Below are 21371 nucleotides of genomic sequence, written 5' to 3' on the forward strand. Positions count from 1 at the left end.
AAGTGTCTAGGCTAAAACTTGTTGTATTGGGTTCTACGCGTGGGACTAATATGCAGGCTATAATAGATGCTATAGCTGATAGGCAAATAGATGCTGATATAAATTTGGTCATTTCTAATAAGCAAGACTCTTATATTTTACAAAGAGCAAAAGATCGAAATATAGCTAATAAATTCATAGCTTCAAAAGGTCTATCAAGAGAGGCTTATGATAAGCTTCTTGTCGAAGAAATCCAGAAATATAATCCAGATTTGATTTTACTAATTGGTTTTATGCGTATTTTAAGTCCAGTCTTTATAAAGGCTTTTGAGGGTAAAATTCTAAATATTCATCCATCACTATTACCAAAGCATGCAGGATTAATGGATTTGGCAGTGCATCAGTCAGTTATTGACGCTGGAGATAGTGTATCTGGATGTACTATCCATCAAGTAAGTGAAGAGGTTGATGGTGGTGATATAGTTTTGCAGTTGAAATGTGATGTAAGAAAAGATGATATTGCTGAAAGCTTAAAAGAAAAAGTACAAGCTCTCGAGAGTAAAGCTTGGATAGAAGTTATTAAAAATTGGAAGCAAATAATTCAGTAGTGTCATTCTACGACTTGATCGTAGAATCTAAGTAAGGTGTTGAGCATCATTATAAATGGATCCTATGGTCAAGCCATAAGATGACATATAAGGGAGAAAAAGAGATGAGTATAGATGTTGGTGTAATCATGGGCTCTAAATCTGATTGGAGCACAATGAAAGAGTGTTGTGATATTTTAGAGAATCTAGGCATTAGCTATGAATGTGAGGTTGTTTCAGCTCATAGAACTCCTGACAAAATGTTTGATTATGCTGAGACAGCCAAGTCTAGAGGTCTAAAAGTCATAATTGCAGGTGCTGGCGGTGCAGCCCATCTACCTGGTATGGTTGCTGCAAAAACAGACCTGCCAGTCTTAGGTGTACCTGTGAAGTCTAGCACATTAAGTGGCAAAGATAGTTTATTATCTATTGTACAAATGCCAGCGGGTATTCCGGTTGCTACTTTTGCAATTGGTGTGGCAGGGGCTAAAAATGCCGCTCTTTTTGCTGCAAGTATTTTGCAGCTTGTAGACTCTAAAGTAGGTCAAGCTCTTGCTAAGTTTAGAGCAGATCAAACTCAATCAGTACTAGATAATCCTAATCCGAGGGAACAGTAATATGAAAATAGGTATTATTGGAGCAGGTCAACTTGCAAGGATGCTAAGTATAGCTGGTACGCCTTTAGGTCTAGAGTTTCACTGTCTTGGTAAAACAGATGATTGCGCCGAAGAGGTTGTAAAAAGTGTAACAGATATTGATTTAGAACAAGTTAATGATGTTGTTGTATGGGCAAAACAGTTTGATGTGATAACTTTTGAGAATGAAAATATATCTCACGAGCTTATTAAAGCAATTAACCATGAGGTGAATGTATATCCATCTGCGAAAGCCATTGCTATCTCTCAAGATAGATTATTTGAGAAATCTTTTATGCAAGATCATGGTATAGCTACTGCTAAATTTGTAAATATTGATAGTCTAGATAAGCTTGAAAAAGCTGTACTAGATTATGGGCTACCGGCTATAGTCAAAACACGTAGATTTGGCTATGATGGTAAAGGTCAATTTATGCTAAAATCTCAAGAAGATGTATCAAAAGCTTGGGATGCTCTTAAAGATGCTCCAGATGGTCTTATTTATGAGGCTTTTGTTGATTTTGATTATGAAGTCTCACAAATTTGTACCGCTGATATTAAAGGCAATATAGCTTTTTATCCATTGGCTAAAAATACTCATAGACAAGGTATTATAGTTGAGTCAGAAGCGCCTTTTGAAAATCAAGTTTTAGCTGAAAAAGCACAACAGATAGCTAAAACCTTAGTCAAAGAGTTTGCCTATGTTGGTACTTTAGCTATAGAATTCTTTGTCAAAGGTGATGAGTTAATAGTCAATGAGATAGCTCCTAGAGTGCATAATAGTGGACACTGGAGTATTGATGGCTCAATTACTTCACAGTTTGAAAATCATGTTAGAGCTATCGCAGGTTTGATCTTGGGAGATACAACAAGTCATAAAACTGTGATGTTGAACTGTATTGGTGGTATGCCAGCTACAAAAGATTTAGCAGCACTTGATAGAGTTAAAATTCATAGCTATAACAAGGAGCCGCGTAAGGGCAGAAAAGTAGGGCATCTAAATCTTAATTTAAATGATGAAACCGATGCTTATCAGCTATTACAAGCTAAAAAGCTTATAGAACTTTCTCAAGAGCTTTAATTTAAGATAAAAGCATTTTTTATCCAGTTAATATTTTCTTTGTTAATTGCTATTAAATCAAATCTACATTCGTAGTTTTCAAGCTTAGGATTCTTTTGTAAGAAAATATTTGCTGAATTAATAATTTTTTGCTGTTTACTGTAAGTTAGCATTTCTTCTGCTTTAGCAAATTTTGTTTTGCTACGATATTTTACTTCGATAAATACAAGAGTGTTTTGGTCTAAAGCAATAATATCAATTTCACCATAAGGTAAGGCTTTAAAATTTTGAGCTAGAATTTCTAGATTTTTAGCTTGCAAGAATTTAGAGGCTTGTTCTTCAGCTTTATTACCTATTTCAATTGCTTTCATATTTTATAACTGTGGTATATATTAGGAATAAATGTTGCTGGTAGATTAAAGATCTATAGCCACATTTAGCTTTGTTACTTTAATTAATTCCACTATGTCGAAGCAAGGCTTCTTCATTTGGTTTACGCCCCATAAATGCTACAAAGTTATCCATAGCATCACGTGAAGAGCCCTTTGAAATTATGTTTTCTAACAAGTCATTACCAACTTCATTACTAAGGATTCCTTCATTTTCAAAACGTGAAAACACATCTGAAGAAAGTATTTCAGCCCATTTGTAGCTATAGTATCCAGCAGCATAGCCTCCAGCAAAAATATGCGAAAATCCATTTTGGAATCTATTGTAGCTAGGAGTTTTAAGTAAGCTGACTTTTTCTCTAATGCTATCTAATTCATCTTGAACTTTAGCTACCGTAATTAATTTTTTGTAGTGGATATTCATATCAAATATAGCAAACTCAAGCTGTCTAACCATCATTAATGCAGACTGAAAATGTCTCGTGCCTACAAGTTTATCAATTTGTTTGTCACTGAGAGCTTTATCATCGCGTGATCCAGATATAAGTGCTAGCCCTTCTTCGCACCAGCAGAAATTCTCCATGAATTGGCTAGGTAATTCCACAGCGTCCCATTCAACTCCATTGGTTCCAGAAATTGAAGCAACAGTTACACGTGATAAGATATGATGAAGAGCATGACCAAACTCGTGAAATAATGTTACAACATCATTATGCGTTAGGTTTGCACCATCTTTTGATGGTGGTAAGAAGTTGCAGTTAACATAAGCTACAGGTTTTTGAGCTAAGCCATTCGGCTGGATAAACGCTGTGCGTGAGCCATCCATCCATGCGCCACCACGTTTATTATCACGAGCAAAAAAATCACAAATTATACTGCCAATATATTCTCCATCCTTGAAAAAATCAAAAGTCTGTTGTTCATCTATATATTTTGTATAGCTTGAATTTTCTTTTATTTCTAAGTTATAGATTTTATTAAGTATCTTGAATAGTCCTTCTAAAACTCTCTCTAATGGGAAATATTCTCTAAGTTCTTCTTCTGTAAAGTCAAATTTAGCTTTTTTGAGTTTTTCAGAATAATATGCTGTATCCCATGGTTGAAGGCCATCTACAAGCCCAGCATCTTCAGCAAATCTGCGCAATTCATTAATTTCTTTTTTTGCTTGAGGCAATGATTTTTCAAGAAGACTATTAAGTAGTTCAAGTACTTGGGTTGGTGTTTCTGCCATTTTGGTAAATAGAGAATTCTCTGCATAATTATCAAAACCCAATATTTGCGATTTTTCAGCACGTAGTTTTAGGATTTTTTCAATATTGTCATCATTATCGAAGTTTTTGTTATCTGCCTCTTTTGATGCCCTAGTACAGTATGCTTTATAGAGTTTCTCACGTAATTTGCGATTGTTAGCTTGTTGCAATACTGCTAGGTATGTCGGAATATCTATTCCTAATGCATATTTTTCAGAAATATTTTTTTGTTTTGCTTTATTTATTGCTGATTCAATAGTATTTTGGGATAGCCCTTTTAGCTCTTTCTCATCATTTGTGGTGTAGAGCCAGTCCATAGTAGCATCTAAGACATTATTCTCAAATTTTGTAGTTAGTTGAGCTAACTCTTGCGAGATCTCTTGCAATCTTTTTCTTTTTGATTCGTCAAGATTTACGCCTGATTGCTCAAATCCGACAATAGCTTTTTTTATAGCTTGTGTTTGTTCAGCATTAAGCTCGTGATTTTGAATTTGTTTATATAAATTGTATAAATCTTTATTTTGTCCAAGCTTGGTATAGTAATCTGTAAGTTTTGTTACAGCGTATTCGTAGCTCTCGCGTAACTCTTTAGAATTACAAACAGCATTCATGTGAGCAATTGTAGAAAATGCTTGGCTTATTTTCTCATCATCTACTTCTAGTTGTAGGAGAGTTTGCCAGCTAGGATTTTGTTCTTGCAGTGCCTTTTGTAGATTGGTTTCAGCATGTTCAAAAAGATAGTCTATTGCTGGCTTGACTTCATCAGTTTTAAATTCAGCAAGTTTCGGTAAATTAGATTCTTCTAGTATTGAATTCATGGTAGCCTCAAAATAATGTTTAGATATAATATTGATAAGTTATAATTTATATATGTTAGCTATATTATTATAATCAAGGTTTTTTTGCTATGATGACTTTACAAGAAGAAAAAATTCAAGCTCCAGTTTTTTTTAAAGAATATATAAATGGGCGAACTATTCTTAATATTGGTGAATATGATCAGCCCTTAATTTTATCTTCTACTGAAGTGCTAGAATACCAAGACAAAATTATTGATATAAACAGTATTAATAAGAGTCATCTTGATCTTGTGCTATCAACTAGTCCAGAAATTATCATTATTGGAACAGGCAAAAAACAGTTATTACCTCCAATAGAAATAATTAATGAGTTAGCAAAAGCGGGTAGAAGTGTTGATTTTATGGCGAGTGATACTGCTTGTAAAACATACAATTTGCTTGTTAATGAGAATCGTAGTGTTAGCTGTATAATCATTTGATAAACAGCTGTTTATTTGGTGCAAATTAATGTTATAATCGATTTCGAGTGTATAACTTGTAAAAGGAGTAATTTGTATGAAAAAAATAATTAAACTTAGTCTATTGTCTTTATCAATCGCCGGTCTTGCTAGTTGTTCGACTGTTGCAGGTGAAAATTCTGCTGCTCAGGATCAAGCACTACAAGCTTCAGATGCTACAGCTGTTCAAGATTCTGCTACTAGTACAGCGCCTACAGCTAAGATAAAGTTAAAGAAAACTAACCAAGATGATATCAAAGCTACTATCTACACTACTTACAATAACAATCCTCAAGGAAGTGTAAGATTGCAATGGCAAGCTCCTGAGGGATCTAAGTGTTATGATACTAGTTTCCCTATCACTAAGTATGCTGAGAAAAATGATAAAACATGGGCAACTGTAGAAATTAAACAGGGTAATAAATATTGTAGCGGTAAATGGACAGCAAATGTTCTGTTTGATAAGCAAGTAATTGCTACTGATTCAATCACTGTATAGTCATTGTAAAAAAACACACTATACTCTTTTCTAGAAAGCCTATTCTTTAAATTATAAAATCAGATTATTATTAAATAGCAGTTTTTGCTATACTAATTATTTATAAATAATTAAGGTAGTAGTTTTATGAAAAAGATTTTAATAGTATCAGTAGCTCTGTCGGCTATATTAAGTCTTAGTTCTTGTGGATCTAGTACTGCAGAGCAAATTCAGCAGCTTCAGCAAACTCAAAAACAATTAAGTGAACAAGCATCTCAGAATCTTGCTAATATTGATAGTCTACAGACTAAAATAGCTAAATATAGATTGCAAGCTAATGATCTGCAAAAAAAATCAGATAAGTTAGGTAGTGATATTGATGATCTGAAGAAAGCGTATAGTAACTTTAGTGATCCAAATAATGATAGTGCAATAGCAGTTAACAAAGAGCTGGTTCAAAAGACTCTTCAAAAAGCTAAAATTGATGAAAAAATAAATGAGTATCGAACTCTTGCAAATGGGTATCAATCTCAGATAAATAATCTAAAAGCTACTTCACAAACTCAGGCTAATCAAGCATCTAAAATATCTCAACAAATAGCGGAACTTAAATCTCATTCAAAATAATGAAGTATTTTATTATCTTGAGTTGTTAATCTTCTTTACTTAAAGCTTCTAGCTGATAAAATATATGCTTATGATACTGTAGAGATAGATTTAACTTATGAAGAAAATTATGTCTGTTCTGCTGATATGTGTGATTTCTGTATCAGCTTTAATGTTAACAAGTTGTGCTGCTGATAGTGAAAAGATGGCAAGTTTGCAAGATAATCAGCAACAGCTAGAGCAACAAACGCAAGTGCTTCAAAAAGAAGCTCAGGAAGCTGAGCAAAGAGCTGAAAAATATGAAAAATTATCACAAAAATATAAAGGTTTATTAGACCAAAAGGTACAGGAGCTTGATCAGCTTCAAACTGAATACTCTAAACTTAGTGAAGAACACAACGAACAAGTAGCAGCTAAAAAACAAGAGATAAAAGACAAGCTCTTAAAATCTGCACAAGATTCGACGGTTCTTAAGAAGAGATTTAAACGATATACTAAAAAAGCGAGTGTATATAAAGAAAAGTCTTTGAAGCTTGAAGAGCAAGCAAAGCAGACGCAAGATAATCTTGAGAAAACAACTCAAGAGATAGAGCAACTTAAAGGTCAATCAGTGGTTGAGAATAAAGTAAACTAAAAGTGATAGGTAACAATATAATGAAAAAATTTTTACTATTAATATTAATAGCTACAGGATTAGCAAGTTGTAGTACATATAATAACTTTATTGATAAGCTATATAGCTCAGATGATTCAATACAAGTTAATCCAGATGATAATCTTGATAATCCTGATCAAGAAGATCGTCAAGATAGCTCTGAAGATAAACCAACAGCTTCTCTAAATATGAGTTATAAGCCTGAATCTCATGAAATAGAAGCTAAGATTATAACTAATTGGAATGGTGCTCCTCAGGGTACCATCTACTTGACATGGAGAGCTCCTAAAGATACAAACTGTTATAGCACTTCTTTCCCTATTACTAAATTTAAAGATGCTCAAGACTATACTGTTGATAATCAGAGTGTTCTTAGTGATGATAAAGTTTGTGATGGAGTTTGGACTGCAACTATTGTCAATAAATCAGATAACTCAGAATTAGCTAAGTCTTCACTTGAAATTAAGTAATATTTCTAAAAAAATCTAAATTATTATATTTTAATTAACTCAAATTTCTAACTCGAGAAGTAACTGTGAAAAACTTTATAAGAAAAATAAACTTTGATGATTGTATATTTTATTTTCTTACTATTTCAATATTTTGTGTGTTTTTAATGCCATTTATGAAATATATACCTTTGAATTTAGTGCCCGTATCATCTGGAGGTAAGATTACCGGCTATTTTAATGATACTTTTACAGCTAACCTTCATTTGTTTTTTTATAGATACTATATTTTTTTCTATACACTTTGTACAGCTAGTGCAGCTATTTTGCTAAATAAGCAGACCTTCTATAAGCTTATACAAACATTTATGAGCTTTAGTAGTATAGTAAGATATGCGATTTGTATGTTTTTTATACTCGGCGTTATATCCTCAGCTTTTGCAATTTCTCCATCGATTGCATTCAAAGGTGTTAGCGTAACATTTCTGCAATTTATTTGTATATTGTTTATAGCTAGTTACATCAAAGATAACTTAAAGAGTGTACAGTATTTTTATGTAATTATTTTACTTTCATTGATATTTTTTGGAGGGGCGTTATTTCTACAGTTATCGTTAGCTAATTATTCAATATATGGATCAGTAGCTGCTGGTAATATACAAAAAGTTTTATTATTTATATATAACTGTCTAAATCCAAGGTTCTTAGATAATTACTTTAGCTGGTTTATTCCTTTATTGCTTTTACCATGGTTTATTAACCTAAGACCTATTTATAAAGTAGGATCGTTTATAGCTTTAACAATTGCATGGTTTGTACTGATTAACCATGCATTTAGGACTATATTTGCAGAGTACTTGGTTATAATGCCTTTGCTTTTTGTCTTTGCTCGTAAATATTTTAAAATCACAGTTATAGTATTCTGTTTAACTTTATTTTGTAGTGGATTGCTAGAGTTATTTTATACTCATTTTATATCAGCTGTTGATAACACTAATATTAAATCTTCTGCTGATCTTATTCGAGGTGGGTTTAGTGGTAGGATCCCTCTTTGGAATGAAGCTTTTTGGGTTGGGGTTGAGCATCCTTTTACTGGAGTTGGGCAATGGAATTATTTAGCAATTACAAAAAGACCTGATGGATATCCGCATAATTTACTATTAGAAATATGGTCACAGTGGGGGATCCCAGCCTTTATTGCTGCGATTATAGTTATTATTACAGCAGTTAAGAATTTACTTAAAAAACGTATAGATATTTGTATCAATCCTTATCACTGTATGTTTGTGATGATGTTAACAGCTGGAATGATAGATGGTATGTTGAATGCTATGTTTAAGACATCATTGGGGCTCTTTGGTTGTGTGTTTGTATTTGGCTTTTGCTTATCAATATTTAGTAAGCAGGTTCAAAAAATAGATGGTATGCTTTCATATAGGCATTATTTGTTGGTTGGTTTACCTGTTGTTGCTAGTATATTTTGTATAACAGTATTACCTCTTATTTTCCCTCCTATGTGGATATGAGCTAGTCATTCTAAAATTGCAGATGCAAATTTTAACTTTTAGCTTATAAACTTTAAAGATACTAGAGAAGCTTAGTATGTAGGATGTGTTGGTTACTAATATCTAAATAGAAATTTTTTAGATAGCAAAATGTTATTATTTGTTTTCTTCCCACGGTACAGCATAATCACATTCTGGATTAGGACATGCTTTTTGTTCACCGTCTTTTTTAGTTGTTTTATGTAGAAGTATTGGTGATTTACATTTTGGACATTCTTCTTTTATTGGAGGATACCAGTAAGCATTTTTACATTTAGGGAAACCAGAACAAGCATAAAAGACTTTGCCTTTACGAGATTTTTTCTCAACAATATTATTTTTATTGCATTTTGGACACACTACGCCTGTATCTTTTGGCTTCTCAAGTGGCTCCATGTGCTTACAAGTTGGATAGTTTGAGCAACCAATAAATTTACCATAACGTCCTTGCTTGATATGTAAATCTGATCCGCACTCTGGGCACTTTCTATCTTCGACAACAGTAGGTTCTTCTTTTTCTATTTCTTTGCCGTCACTGTCGACACGACGAGTATATTTACAGGTTGGGTAGTTAGTACAGCCTATAAATCTACCATTTTTGCCTAAGCGAGATGATAGTTTGCTGCCACATTCAGGACAGTCTTCATCAAGCTCTTCTTGGACTACATCTTTACGAGATACATCTTCAGCAATTTTATTGATTCTCTCAATGAAAGGCTTCCAGAAGCTGTTTAATACGGTAAGGTAATCATTTTTATGATGCGCAATTTCATCTAATTCTTTTTCTAAGCCAGCGGTATAAGAGTATTCAACATATTTTTTGAAATATTCTGTCAAAAATTTATTTACGACACGACCTTTATCGGTAGGTATGAAGCGACGTTTTTCAACTTCAACATAGTCTCTTTGTTGGAGTGTTGAGATTATAGTCGCATAAGTCGAAGGTCTACCAATGCCATACTTCTCTAGGGCTTTGACTAGAGATGCTTCAGTGTATCGAGGTGGAGGTTCAGTTGAATGAGCTTTGGTTATAATATCTTTAAGAGGAACTTTTTCACCTTTTTCAAATTTTGGTAAAGTTTGTTCATCATTAGACTCTTTTTCATCTTCATCTTTTTCGACATTGTAGATTTTTAAGAATCCTGCATCGACAATTACGGTACCAGTTACTCTAAACTTGTGTTTTTCATTTTCTGTGATTAAATCAACAGATGTGCTATTCAATGTTGCGTGCTTCATCTGACAAGCAATTGTTCTGTTATATATTAGGCTATATAACTTAAATTCATCAGTAGTTAAATAAGGTTTCATAGACTCAGGAGTTCTACTAGCAGAAGTTACACGAATTGCTTCGTGAGCCTCTTGAGCGTTTTGTGATTTTTTACCAAATACTCTTGGTTTAGATGGCAACATATCCTTATCAAACTTAGATTCAATGAAACTTCTGATATCATTAAGAGCGTCATTAGATAAGTTGGTTGAGTCTGTTCTCATGTATGAGATAAGACCAACAGATTCGCCATTGCCTAAGTCCATACCTTCATAAAGCTTTTGAGCCGTAGACATTGTTCTCTTGGCAGTAAAGCCTAGCTTTTTTGAAGCTTCCTGTTGCAATGTTGATGTTATAAATGGAGGATATGGGTTTCTTCTAGTTTTTTTCTCAGTAATACCTTCTACAATTAAAAATCCACTTGCATCTTTAACAATTGTAGCCTTAGCTTTTTCAGCATCTTTTTCTGCTGTGAAAGTGAACTGTTCAACTTTAGTGCAGTCAAACTCAGTCAGATTTGCAAAAATTTGTTTTTGCTTGAATATATCAGCAGTCAAGCTCCAGTAATCTTTTTTAACGAAATTCTCACGCTCAATTTCACGTTCAACTATCATTCTAAGAGCAGGGCTTTGAACTCTTCCAGCAGATAAACCACTAGTTATTTTACGCCATAGTAGAGGTGAAAGGTTAAATCCTACAAGAAAGTCTAATGCCTGACGAGCTTTTTGAGCATTAACTAAGTCCATAGATAGTTCTTTTGGATTTTCTATAGCATTCGTTACAGCTGATTTTGTGATCTCATTAAATGTAACACGATAAACATTTTTATCCTTCAGTAAACGTGCATTTTTAAGTACTTCTTGTACGTGCCAGGATATGGCTTCTCCTTCTCTATCTGGATCGGTAGCAAGATATATATTTTCTGCATTTTTTGCAGATTTTTTTATTGCATCTAAATGTTTCTTGCTCTTTTCACTTGTTGTAAATTTGATTTTAAAATTATCGTTTACATCAATTGATGTATCTTTAGAGGGTATTTCTCGAACATGACCAAATGAAGCCAAGATATCAAAATCGTTGCCAAGATATTTTTTTATAGTCTTCGTTTTGGCAGGAGACTCAACAATTACTAAATTTTTTGCCATTTTAAACCTTTGAAATAATTTTGTATAAAAAGAGTATTTTTGCGAATACTCGTGAATGAATTAATAAAATATAAGAAAACACTCAGCTTATCAATAGCTAATGTATAAAAGTTGGTTTTATAGCAGGCAAATATAGACTATAATTTCCTAAGTACTCTATATAATAAGTTAATTTATATATTTTAAGGTTTTTTTAAAATGAATCAAAAATGTGCAAAAGTTGTGTCTTTGTTGCAACAAAAAGGTGGCTCGGGAAAAACAACAACGGCAATTAATATTGCGTGTGGCCTAAAAGAGCAAGGCTATAAAGTTGCTATAGTTGATATGGATAAAGATAAACCTGATGCATACATGTGGATGACAAAAAACAATGATGCTGGTGATTTTGTTTATAACCTTGACGAGAAGAATGTAAGAGAAAAGGTTATAGAATTAAAACAAAACTTAGACTTTGTTGTTATTGATACTCCACCTAATTTCCAAACTGCAGCCCTAAAGTCAGCTTTGCTCTCTGACTTGGTGGTTATACCATGTTCTCCAAGTGGAATGGACTTATCAGGTCTGATAGAGGCTAAGGATTTGGCTTTAACAGCTGAAAAGCCATATAAGTTTTTTGCAAATAGAGTGCAGATGCAATCGAATATGGCAAAGAGTTTACTAGAGTTTTTTGAAGAAGATGGAAATTATTTTGAAGCTTATGTATCTCAAAGTGTTAAGTTTATAGAAGCTGAAGCTGAGGGTGTATATGTGGGTGAGTATGCAAAGCAAAGTAAAGTACATATTCAAGTTAAAAAATTAGCTAGAGAAATAGTTGAGTTTTTTGGGGAAGAAAAATAATGGCCAAGAAAGTTTCTTTAATGAATCGTAAAACTAATTCTAAAGTTCATGATGCAGTAGCTCAAGAAAAAAAAGATATTCTCAGAGCTATGCAACTACAAGAGCTTAGTGATCAAGCAAGTAAAGTGGGCCAGCTTTTTGAATTACCTTTGAATCTTGTTAAACCTGATGCTAATCAGCCAAGAAAGACATTTAAAAACATTGATTCTCTTGCGGAAAGTATCCGAGAAAATGGTGTTATTCAGCCAATTATTGTTACTGCTAAAAAAAATGATGGAGCACATCATATCATTGCTGGAGAGAGAAGATATTTAGCAAGTCAAAAAGCGGGATTGACAACTATACCGTGTATTGTAAGGCAAGAAGAGTCTGATGCAAGTATTATTTTATTACAGCTTTTAGAAAATGATCAAAGAGAGAATGTATCACCATTTGAAGAAGCAGATGCATTAAGAGATCTGATCGAAAATAAGAATGTCAAAAAATCTGATATAGCTAAGGTTTTAGGTCGAGATAATAGTTGGATATCGATGCGTCTAAAAATAGCTGATGCAGAAGATAATATCCGTGAATTATCAAATAAAGGTATTATTGAGGATGTAAGGACTCTATATGAGCTTAAAAAGTTCGCAGAAGAAATACCTCAAGGGGCTGAAGAATTTGTAAAGAAAGCTTTAGAAAATAAAATATCAGGCTCGTATCGTAGTGCTATTACTAGATATAGAGATAACTGGAAGCGTAAAGCTGAGGTCCTAGATAGTGAAAGAATTGATGTGATAAATATCAAAAACATTTCTAAGGATGGTAATCTTTTAACTATAAAAGGTGCTCGTGGTGGTTCTAAGAATCATAGCTATACTTTTGAAATGACAGAAGAGTTTAAAAAAATACTATTTGATGCACTAATAAACTAATGTAAATATAAGATGAAAATAGCAATATTACAAACAGATCACATTCCAGAGCATCGACGTGGAGTTGCAGGTGGTAATTATCCTGATATGTTTGCCAATCTTTTTTTTAAGTTATCAGTGGTTGTTGATTTTGATATTTATGATGTGACTATCCAAGAATATCCCGATAATTATGATGAATATGATGGCTTTATTATTACAGGCAGTAAAGCTACAGCTTTTGATAATCTTTCATGGATAGTTAAGCTAAAAACAGAGATAAAGAATCTCTATCAGCAAAACAAAAAAATTATAGGTATCTGTTTTGGACATCAAATTTTGGCTCAAGCCTTAGGTGGTAGAGTCGAGAGAGGGCCTATGGGGTTTGCTGTAGGGGTACGTAATGTTGAAGTTCTTACAAAAAAACCGTGGATGAGTCCATTTCATAATTATTTGAGTCTATTGTTTTATCATCAGGATATGATAGTCGAGTTGCCTGAGGATGCAGAGCTAATAAGCACAAGTGACTACTGCAAGGTACAGATGTTTTGTATTAATAATCATGTTTTGGGGATACAAGCACATCCTGAGATGCTAAAAGTGCATAATCATGCTCTTATAAAAGAATATCAAGATGATATAAAAAATGAGTTTCATCATGCTTTAGAAAGTTTGAGGATTAGGGATAATAGTTTGATAATAGCCCATTGGATGGCTAATTTTTTTGAGTATAAGGATTAGATATGCAACAAATAGGTAGAATTGTAGTCTTCGGGGACAGCCTTTTAGATAATGGTAATATTATGAAGACATTAGATATACCGGGTAAACCATATCATAATGGAAGATTTTCAAATGGTCTTGTTTCGACTGAGGTACTGGCCGAAATATTGGCTAAAGACCAAAAAACGCAGGAAATTAAGCATAAAAATTATGCTATTGGAGGTGCTTTAACTCATGGAGCCAATCCTTCTTCGCTACTAAAATTTCATTCTTTTTCAGTATCTGATCAGGTTGCTAGATTTGAGAATGAAGAAGGTCGTTTTGCTAATGATGACTTGGTTATTGTGAATGGTGGAGCAAATAACTTCATGTTTATGGTATACAATGAAATACCATATATAAATTTGATGCCGAAGTTCAGAGTGGCAAGAGATTTGAGTAAAATCGTCCGTAAAGTTATAAAAATGGGAGCTAAAAATATAATCTTGTGGAATATTCCTGATGTGACTAGAGCTCCGGGGTACAAAGAGTATCTTTCTAACTGGGTTGGTAAGTTCTTTAAATCATATTTGAAGACTAATGTGAATTTGCAAAATGGACTATTAAGAAATCGTGTTGCAGAGTTGCAGATGCTTTTTCCCAATGTTAATCTTAAGCTTTTTGATTTCTTTACCTTATTAAACGATTGTATTGATTCTCCAAGAAAATATGGGTTTGAGAATGTTACTGATGCATGTATTGATAGCTATGGCGGTGCAGATTCTTTAGGTAATATCCAGTATGATATAGATATACTTGGTGATCCTGAAAAATACTTGTGTTGGGATTATTGTCATCCAACAGCAAAAGCTAATAAGGTTGTTGCTAATAGGATGCTAGAGTTATGGAAGCATGATATTTAGATTTAATAATAGAATCTCTTAAACCCTTTTGTGAATTCAGTTAAATGCTTATGCAAGATACTTTAACTACTGATTTTGATCCGGAAAACTATTCAAATGCTTTAATTGTAGGAAAATCTCAAGTTAAAGACTGTGATGAGGAGTCTGAATATCATAGTCATTCTAAAGCTCAATTAATATTGCCAACTAAGGGGCTTATTCAGTCAAATGTCGAGGCTAATATTTGGGCAGTACCTTTAGGCAGTGCATTATGGATTCCTAGTTATGTTTATCATAGTAATTTAATCACAAAAGGTGGTGAAGTGTGTATGGCTTTCGTAGATAAGTCAATGCTTGCTAATATGCCGAAGAAGGCTTGTGTGCTATACATATCTCCTCTGATAAAAGAGTTGATTCTATACTTATCACAACAAAGAGTTTTAGACCAATTGAATTATGAAAATCAAAAAATAGCTAGTGTTTTAGTTGACCAATTATCAAAAATGTTACCAACATTTTATAATTTTTCTTTACCTTCAGAAAAGATTTTACAAGAAGTAGCTCTTCAATGGCTCAGTAAACCAACAAAATATAAATATATATCTGATATGGCTTATGAATGTTCTGTTAGTAGTAAGACTTTGGCAAGGAAAATCAAAAAAAATATAGGGATGAATTTTAGTGATTGGAAAAAACAATTGCATATTGTTGTAGCGCTACAAAAATTATATGAAGGTTATTCAGTAAATTGGGTTTCTGAGTACTTAGGGTATGAATCGACGAGTACTTTTGTTACTTTCTTTAAGAGGATTTTTAAATGTTCTCCTAAAAAGTATGTTAAAGACTATTGTCAGAGTAATTTTTAAATATCATCAACGCTTATTTTTTCAGGATTTGCAACAAAAAGTGAAAAAATAACCATAATAACCGTTACACAAAGACAAATAATAAGAGGTAACTTCCAGCTAGAAGTTATTTGATGGAATGTCCCAGTTATAATAGGACCTAAAGCGGCTAATATATAGGCTATTGATTGAGATTTACCAGAAAGGACAGCAGCTAGTTGTGTATTACTAGTTCTGATGCCTATCAATATTAAGCTGACCATAAATGCACCACCAATTCCTACTCCTAGCATTATAATTGCAATAAAAGTAAATACATTAAGTAAAAGCAATAAAGTTCCTAAAAAATTACATAATGCAAATACTAATGTAAGAATATTTTTGTTTTTTAATATTCTCATAAGAGGAGTTATCATCAATACAGGAAGGCTTGATGATATTTGAAATAACCCTGCTAAATAACCAGCATTCTGAATAGAGTATCCTTTGCTTTCTAGAATGGAAGGAATCCATGTGGAAAGAGTGTACATAAGTATACCGCTACATGATAAGAATATACTTATTTGCCATGCGATCTTAGATTTCCAGATGTGGCTATGGAGATTTGTGGAGTTATTATTTTTTGGTAATAGGGTTTTATTCTTAAGCTGAGGTAGCCATATAATTAAAGTTATTATACCAAGTATAGCAACACTTGATAATGCTAGTGTTAAGCCAGAATTGTCTGAGTAAGAGAGTCTTTGTGCTAGATGCATAATTGGTATCATTAAACTAATGGTTAGCCAAGATCCTAGCCCCATCATTAATCCATACACGGATATCATAATGGGTATATTGTTTGGAAATTTTTTCTTTATAAAAACTGGGATAAGAACATTAGATATGGTGATACCAATACCGATAATGATGGTACCTAAAAATATTGAATATATATTAATATGAGAGCGTATTAATATACCAAGAGTTATCAATATTATAGATACTATTAAGCTTGTTTCCAACGAGAGTTTTTTTGTAAAAGAAAAAATAAATACAGATAATGTTGCAAAAATTAGTAATGGTAGGCTAACTAATAGTCCGGCGGTTACTGGAGAAATATTAATTGTATTTACAATATTTGTAAGTAGTGGTGATACTGATGTAATAGGGGCTCTTAAAATAGAGGCTATTAGAACAATTCCAATAAAGCAAATAAATAACTGTTTAGTATTTTTCATTTAATTATATTGATATGTTTTGGTACTTATATCTTATGATATTTATTTTTTTAGGAGGGACTATTTATTTGGTTTAGAGGACATTTCAGCTGTGAAGAACCATCTTAATAAAATATCTACCCTTTAAATCCGTCAGCCACTATATAGAATTCTCTAGATTTGGGTCTTGATGATTTAGGTTTGAACTGTACAACTTTGTTAAAAGATTCTCTCACTAGTTTAATATACTCATCACTACCTTGACCTTGAAATACTTTTGCAACAAATGAGCCGTTTTTGTTGAGATTAGTATTGGCAAAGTCTAAGGCCAGCTCAAGGAGGTGGATAGATCTAGCTTGATCAGAAGTTTTGTTACCACTAAGATTAGGAGACATATCAGATATTACACAGTCAATTTTTCTATTATTGATGAGTTGAATTAGTTTATCGTAAGTTTCATCACTTGAAAAATCACCTTGAATAAATTCTACTCCAGCAATTGGAGTCATATCAAGCAAATCTAAAGCAATAAGTTTACCTTTATTCCCTATGAATTTTATTACTTGCTCTGACCAGCCTCCTGGAGCAGCTCCAAGATCAACTATAAACATATTCTGTTTAAATAAATTGTATTTATCTTGTATTTCAAGGATTTTAAAACTTGCTCGACTACGATAGCCAAGTTTATTAGCTTGAGCTACATAGTAATCAGAAGTATGCTCTTGAATCCATTTTTTAGTAGTAGAACCTTTAGACATGGTTATCTTAGAATTTTTTCTTTATATTGTATGGATATTTTGTACATAAATAAAGCATGCTGATGATATTGTTTTTGTGTATATCAAAAGCTTATAAAATAGGTGTTTTAGAGTTATAATTAATCTATTGGGATTCTCGTGTTTTGAGTTTGAAATGTATAAAAGAATATTTGTGCTGAGTTTAGTGGGTATGTCTATGGCTTCTTGTACTATAAAAGAAGATATTCAGGACAATATCGATCACTATGATAAGTTAACAAGGTATAGTAAAGCTAGAGAAGTTAGTTATAGTAAGCATACAAATGATATCGATGGAGCTAGATTTTTAGTGGCGAACTATCCAGATCAAGTTATTCGTTTGGATGGAAAGGATTTTAATGATAGGTATAAGAAGTTGATTGAGTATCTTAAAGATAACGGTTATACAATCATGATTAATGAGAAGTTACCTCAAACGGCTACTATTATCGCGGAACTTAATAAGCCTCTTCCTGATATGAAGTATATGGGAGTTATTATGGAACAGGATTCAAAAATGGGCCAAACTGTATATAGTATTTCTTACGGAGGTAATGAGTTTAAAGCTAGGCAGTTCTATACTGACTATAAGAAAACACTATGATTTTTTGGTAAATAACGAAGCAAGTATCAGAAGTATTACGCCACAGGTTATTGCTGAATCAGCTATATTAAAAGATGGCCAGTGATAATTACCAATATGAAAATCTAAGAAGTCGATGACATAACCTTGAAAAGCCCTATCATAGAAGTTACCTAGAGCTCCTCCTAATATAAGTGAGAATGAGATTAGGTTAAGTCTTGCACTAGTTGGCTGTTTGATTATCAAATATACAAGCACAATTGCAGCGATTAATGAAATAGTGGCGAACATAATCATTTGCCATGATGTTTGATCATTGCTTAGTAAACTGAATGCAGCTCCATGGTTGTATAATAAAGTAAAATTAAAGAAGCTAGTCACTTTTACAGGTTGTGCAAATTCTAATTGTGTATTAGCCAAATATTTTGTGTATAAATCAGCAATTATAATAGCAATTGCTAAAATAAAATATTTAAGCTTATATTTAAGCGAACTCACGTGATTCTCCGTTTTCGGTAGTAATATTTTCAACGCAACGACTGCAGATATCTTGATATTCTTCATTTTGACCCACAGTAGCGCTACGATGCCAACATCTTTCACATTTTGGTTCTTCAATCTTATTAACTTCAACATTTAGGCCTGTGATATTTGATTCAATAGAGTTATTTGTTCTTTCCTCAATAGCTCTCAGACTCGCTTTTGATGATATCAGTAAAAATCTAAGCTCATTACCAAGTTTCTCTAAAAGTTTATAATTATCATTATCTGCATAGATGATAATTTCTGCTTCTAATGATGCTTTAATCACATCTTCATTTCTTTTAATCTCAAGTATTCTATTAACTTCTGAGCGTATTTCTTGAATTTTTGCCCAGAATTCTAGATTTAACTCATCTTGGTTATTAAATGATTTTAGATCAGTATACCACTCACAAAGTTGAATAGGTAGGTCAGTAGTCTTTGGTGTAGCCTCCCAAATTTCATCAGCTGTATATGAAAGTATAGGAGACATCCATCTTACTAGAGCATGTACTATATGATATATGGCAGTTTGAGCTGATTTACGTGGATGGCCATCTGCTTTTGCAGTGTATTGCCTATCTTTGATAATATCTAGATAGAAGCTGCCCATTTCAATAGAACAAAAATGGTGGATTAATTGAGCTACAGTATGAGTTTGATATTTATCGTAAGCTTCAATTATTTTGTCTTGGAATTCTTTTGTTTTAGCTATTGCCCATTGATCTAACTTGACTAGTTTGTCAAACTCAATAATATCTGTTTCTGGATTAAAGCCTTCTAGGTTTGATAATAAGAATCTAGCAGTATTGCGTAATCTACGATAAGTGTCAGCAGTTCTTTTTAGAATTTGATCAGAAACAGCCATTTCACTCTTGTAATCAGTAGATGCTGTCCATAGACGAAGTATATCTGCACCTAAAGTATTATAAATATCTTGAGGTGAGGTTACATTGCCTAGAGATTTGGACATTTTGCGTCCATGTTCATCAACTACAAAACCATGGGTGAAGACTTCTTTATACGGTTGGCTACCTTTAGCAGACATAGCGACTAATAGAGATGTTTGGAACCAGCCTCGATGTTGATCAGACCCTTCTAAATACAAATCAGCTGGGTAGCTTAAACTTTTGTCTATATCTAAAATACACATACTTGATGAACCAGAGTCAAACCATACATCCAATGTATCTTTCACACGTTTATATGTATCTGTCTCAGCTATGAACTCATTATCATCTGCATTAAACCATGCCTCAATACCACCTTTTTCTATCTTTTGAGCTACTTTGTGAAGTATCTCAATAGTATTAGGATGTAGTTCTTCAGTTTCTTTATGAATGAATAATGGTAATGGTACGCCCCATGTTCTTTGACGAGATATACACCAATCTGGTCTATCTTTAATCATACCCTCTATACGGGCTTGTCCCCAGCTAGGAGCCCAACTAGTTTCTTTGATTGCCTCAATAGCCTTTTCACGCAAACCTTCTTTTTCCATACTAACGAACCATTGAGGTGTGGCTCTAAATATCAAAGGAGTCTTATGACGCCAGCAATGAGGATAGCTATGTTTAATTTTGTCAAAATTCATTAAGCGCTTCTTTTCACCTAAGAGTTCAATGATTCTGTCGTTGGCCTTAAAGACAAATTCTCCGGCAAAGAGCTTGGTATTCTCACTATAACAACCGTTGCCTTTTACAAAAATTTCCATAGATAAACCATGTTGTACGCCTAATGCAAAATCCTCGACACCGTGAGTTGGAGCTGTGTGAACCATACCTGTACCAGAATCATCTGTTACATGGTCTCCGTGTAAAATTGGTACATGACGACTATAGAAGGGATGTTCTGCTATGATTCCCGTTAGCTTGTTGCCGCTTGTATTAGCTATAACCTGAGCATTTTCGATTGCATATCTCTTGATAGTCTGCTCAACAAGGTTCTCAGCTAGTATGATGTATGAGTCTTCAACTTTGATTAGACTATAGTTAAGTTCGTTGTGAACAGCTATGGCTTGGTTCGCTGGTAACGTCCATGGAGTAGTTGTCCAAATAACTGCAAAAGCATCATGATTCAGTGACTCAAGACCAAAGGCTTTAGCAAGCTTCGCTTTGTCTTTAATTTTGAACTTTACATCAATGGCTGGAGAAACTTTGTCCATGTATTCTACTTCGGCTTCTGCAAGTGCTGATCCACAGTCAGTACACCAATGTACAGGCTTAAAACCTTTACTTAAATGACCATTTTCAATAATCTTTGCCAATGTTCTAATCATGTTAGCTTCATAATTAAAGTCCATAGTCAGGTAGGGGTTATCCCACTCACCTAATACACCTAATCTCTTGAAATCTTTCTTTTGTATTTCTACTTGTTTTTTTGCATATTTACGACATTCTTTTCTAAATGCATTTTCAGATATTTTTTGTCCAGCTTTACCGTGCTTTTTCTCTACTTGTAGTTCTATAGGCAGGCCGTGACAATCCCATGTTGGGATATAAGGGGCATCATACCCACTTAGTGTTTTTGATTTGACAATTATATCTTTCAGAATCTTATTAACAGCATGTCCAACGTGTATACTTCCATTAGCGTATGGAGGACCATCATGTAATACAAACTTATCTCGACCAGCAAAATGTTCTCTGATTTTTCTGTAAATACCTTGTTTTTCCCACTTGTTAAGAATCATAGGTTCTTTATTTGCCAGGTTGCCTTTCATTGAGAAAGAGGTTTTTGGAAGGTTTAAGGTGTCTTTGTAGTCACTCATG

General features: G+C 33.2%; 22 protein-coding genes. 15 read left to right on the forward strand and 7 right to left on the reverse strand.

Annotated elements, in window-relative coordinates; all coding sequences use genetic code 11:
* Positions 1–2 precede the first annotated feature (2 nt).
* From purN to FQ699_RS07920, 3 genes are all read left to right on the forward strand, one after another.
* Positions 3–587 (forward strand): phosphoribosylglycinamide formyltransferase, encoded by a 585-nt coding sequence (gene purN / locus FQ699_RS07910; protein ID WP_146421849.1) that lies wholly within the window; start codon positions 3–5, stop codon positions 585–587.
* A gap of 104 nt (positions 588–691) precedes the next feature.
* Positions 692–1183 carry a 5-(carboxyamino)imidazole ribonucleotide mutase gene (purE, locus tag FQ699_RS07915; RefSeq protein WP_013922212.1) on the forward strand — a complete coding sequence of 164 codons (492 nt, stop codon included), beginning with the start codon at positions 692–694 and terminating at the stop codon, positions 1181–1183.
* Position 1184: 1 nt separating this feature from the next.
* Entirely contained in the window at positions 1185–2282 is a 1098-nt protein-coding gene (locus FQ699_RS07920) for a 5-(carboxyamino)imidazole ribonucleotide synthase (RefSeq protein ID WP_146421850.1), read from the forward strand.
* Here the strand turns inward: FQ699_RS07920 and FQ699_RS07925 are convergent.
* On the reverse strand, positions 2279–2632 hold the full coding sequence (locus tag FQ699_RS07925; RefSeq protein ID WP_013922214.1) for a YraN family protein: 354 nt from the start codon (positions 2630–2632) through the stop codon (positions 2279–2281). The two genes, FQ699_RS07920 and FQ699_RS07925, sit on opposite strands and share 4 nt — an antisense overlap.
* A gap of 79 nt (positions 2633–2711) precedes the next feature.
* The gene (locus FQ699_RS07930) at positions 2712–4718 is read right to left on the reverse strand and encodes a M3 family metallopeptidase (protein WP_146421851.1); all 2007 of its coding nucleotides are present in this window, start codon (positions 4716–4718) and stop codon (positions 2712–2714) included.
* Positions 4719–4807: 89 nt separating this feature from the next.
* On the opposite strand from FQ699_RS07930, the gene FQ699_RS07935 reads away from it, so the two are divergent.
* The 6 genes from FQ699_RS07935 to FQ699_RS07960 all read left to right on the forward strand — a co-directional run bounded on the left by FQ699_RS07935 (position 4808) and on the right by FQ699_RS07960 (position 8911).
* A complete protein-coding gene (locus FQ699_RS07935; protein WP_146421852.1) occupies positions 4808–5179 on the forward strand; it encodes an Mth938-like domain-containing protein in 372 nt (123 codons plus the stop codon).
* A gap of 76 nt (positions 5180–5255) precedes the next feature.
* Positions 5256–5696, forward strand: a complete 441-nt coding sequence (lpnA, locus tag FQ699_RS07940; protein ID WP_146421853.1) for an outer member lipoprotein TUL4/LpnA — start codon at positions 5256–5258, stop codon at positions 5694–5696.
* A 126-nt stretch (positions 5697–5822) separates the two neighbouring features.
* Positions 5823–6302, forward strand: coding sequence for a hypothetical protein (locus FQ699_RS07945; RefSeq protein WP_146421854.1), 480 nt, complete (start codon positions 5823–5825; stop codon positions 6300–6302).
* Between the two features lie 97 nt (positions 6303–6399).
* Complete coding sequence (locus FQ699_RS07950) at positions 6400–6915, forward strand: hypothetical protein (protein WP_146421855.1); 516 nt, start codon at positions 6400–6402, stop codon at positions 6913–6915.
* 20 nt (positions 6916–6935) lie between these two features.
* On the forward strand, positions 6936–7406 hold the full coding sequence (gene lpnB, locus FQ699_RS07955; protein WP_146421856.1) for a TUL4 family outer member lipoprotein LpnB: 471 nt from the start codon (positions 6936–6938) through the stop codon (positions 7404–7406).
* 146 nt (positions 7407–7552) lie between these two features.
* Positions 7553–8911: an O-antigen ligase family protein gene (locus FQ699_RS07960; protein ID WP_146421857.1), complete on the forward strand. Its 1359-nt coding sequence runs from the start codon at positions 7553–7555 to the stop codon at positions 8909–8911.
* Between the two features lie 135 nt (positions 8912–9046).
* On the opposite strand, the gene topA is transcribed toward FQ699_RS07960, so the two are convergent.
* On the reverse strand, positions 9047–11344 hold the full coding sequence (topA, locus tag FQ699_RS07965; RefSeq protein WP_146421858.1) for a type I DNA topoisomerase: 2298 nt from the start codon (positions 11342–11344) through the stop codon (positions 9047–9049).
* A 198-nt stretch (positions 11345–11542) separates the two neighbouring features.
* On the opposite strand from topA, the gene FQ699_RS07970 reads away from it, so the two are divergent.
* From FQ699_RS07970 to FQ699_RS07990, 5 genes are read left to right on the forward strand one after another with little or no spacing between them, the layout of a single operon-like run.
* Entirely contained in the window at positions 11543–12181 is a 639-nt protein-coding gene (locus FQ699_RS07970) for an AAA family ATPase (protein ID WP_146421859.1), read from the forward strand.
* The gene (locus FQ699_RS07975) at positions 12181–13095 is read left to right on the forward strand and encodes a ParB/RepB/Spo0J family partition protein (RefSeq protein WP_146421860.1); all 915 of its coding nucleotides are present in this window, start codon (positions 12181–12183) and stop codon (positions 13093–13095) included. Before FQ699_RS07970 ends, FQ699_RS07975 begins: the two co-directional genes overlap by 1 nt.
* Positions 13096–13107: 12 nt before the next feature.
* Positions 13108–13815: a glutamine amidotransferase-related protein gene (locus FQ699_RS07980; protein ID WP_146421861.1), complete on the forward strand. Its 708-nt coding sequence runs from the start codon at positions 13108–13110 to the stop codon at positions 13813–13815.
* A gap of 2 nt (positions 13816–13817) precedes the next feature.
* Positions 13818–14699: an SGNH/GDSL hydrolase family protein gene (locus tag FQ699_RS07985; protein ID WP_013922226.1), complete on the forward strand. Its 882-nt coding sequence runs from the start codon at positions 13818–13820 to the stop codon at positions 14697–14699.
* 50 nt (positions 14700–14749) lie between these two features.
* Positions 14750–15544: an AraC family transcriptional regulator gene (locus FQ699_RS07990; protein WP_146421862.1), complete on the forward strand. Its 795-nt coding sequence runs from the start codon at positions 14750–14752 to the stop codon at positions 15542–15544.
* Here FQ699_RS07990 and FQ699_RS07995 read toward each other — a convergent pair.
* Both FQ699_RS07995 and FQ699_RS08000 read right to left on the reverse strand, forming a co-directional pair.
* On the reverse strand, positions 15541–16740 hold the full coding sequence (locus FQ699_RS07995) for an MFS transporter (RefSeq protein ID WP_146421863.1): 1200 nt from the start codon (positions 16738–16740) through the stop codon (positions 15541–15543). The genes FQ699_RS07990 and FQ699_RS07995 overlap by 4 nt on opposite strands.
* A 116-nt stretch (positions 16741–16856) precedes the next feature.
* Positions 16857–17477, reverse strand: coding sequence for an RlmE family RNA methyltransferase (locus FQ699_RS08000; RefSeq protein ID WP_146421864.1), 621 nt, complete (start codon positions 17475–17477; stop codon positions 16857–16859).
* Positions 17478–17631: 154 nt separating this feature from the next.
* Between FQ699_RS08000 and FQ699_RS08005 the strand changes: the two genes are divergently transcribed.
* Positions 17632–18099 carry a hypothetical protein gene (locus FQ699_RS08005; RefSeq protein ID WP_146421865.1) on the forward strand — a complete coding sequence of 156 codons (468 nt, stop codon included), beginning with the start codon at positions 17632–17634 and terminating at the stop codon, positions 18097–18099.
* Here the strand turns inward: FQ699_RS08005 and lspA are convergent.
* Positions 18094–18576, reverse strand: coding sequence for a signal peptidase II (lspA, locus tag FQ699_RS08010; RefSeq protein ID WP_146421866.1), 483 nt, complete (start codon positions 18574–18576; stop codon positions 18094–18096). The genes FQ699_RS08005 and lspA overlap by 6 nt on opposite strands.
* Positions 18563–21370 carry an isoleucine--tRNA ligase gene (gene ileS / locus FQ699_RS08015; protein ID WP_146421867.1) on the reverse strand — a complete coding sequence of 936 codons (2808 nt, stop codon included), beginning with the start codon at positions 21368–21370 and terminating at the stop codon, positions 18563–18565. The genes lspA and ileS overlap by 14 nt, the downstream gene beginning before the upstream one ends.
* Position 21371 lies beyond the last annotated feature (1 nt).

The sequence above is a fragment of the Francisella salimarina genome, assembly GCF_007923265.1.
GTDB classification, from domain to species: Bacteria; Pseudomonadota; Gammaproteobacteria; order Francisellales; family Francisellaceae; genus Francisella; species Francisella salimarina.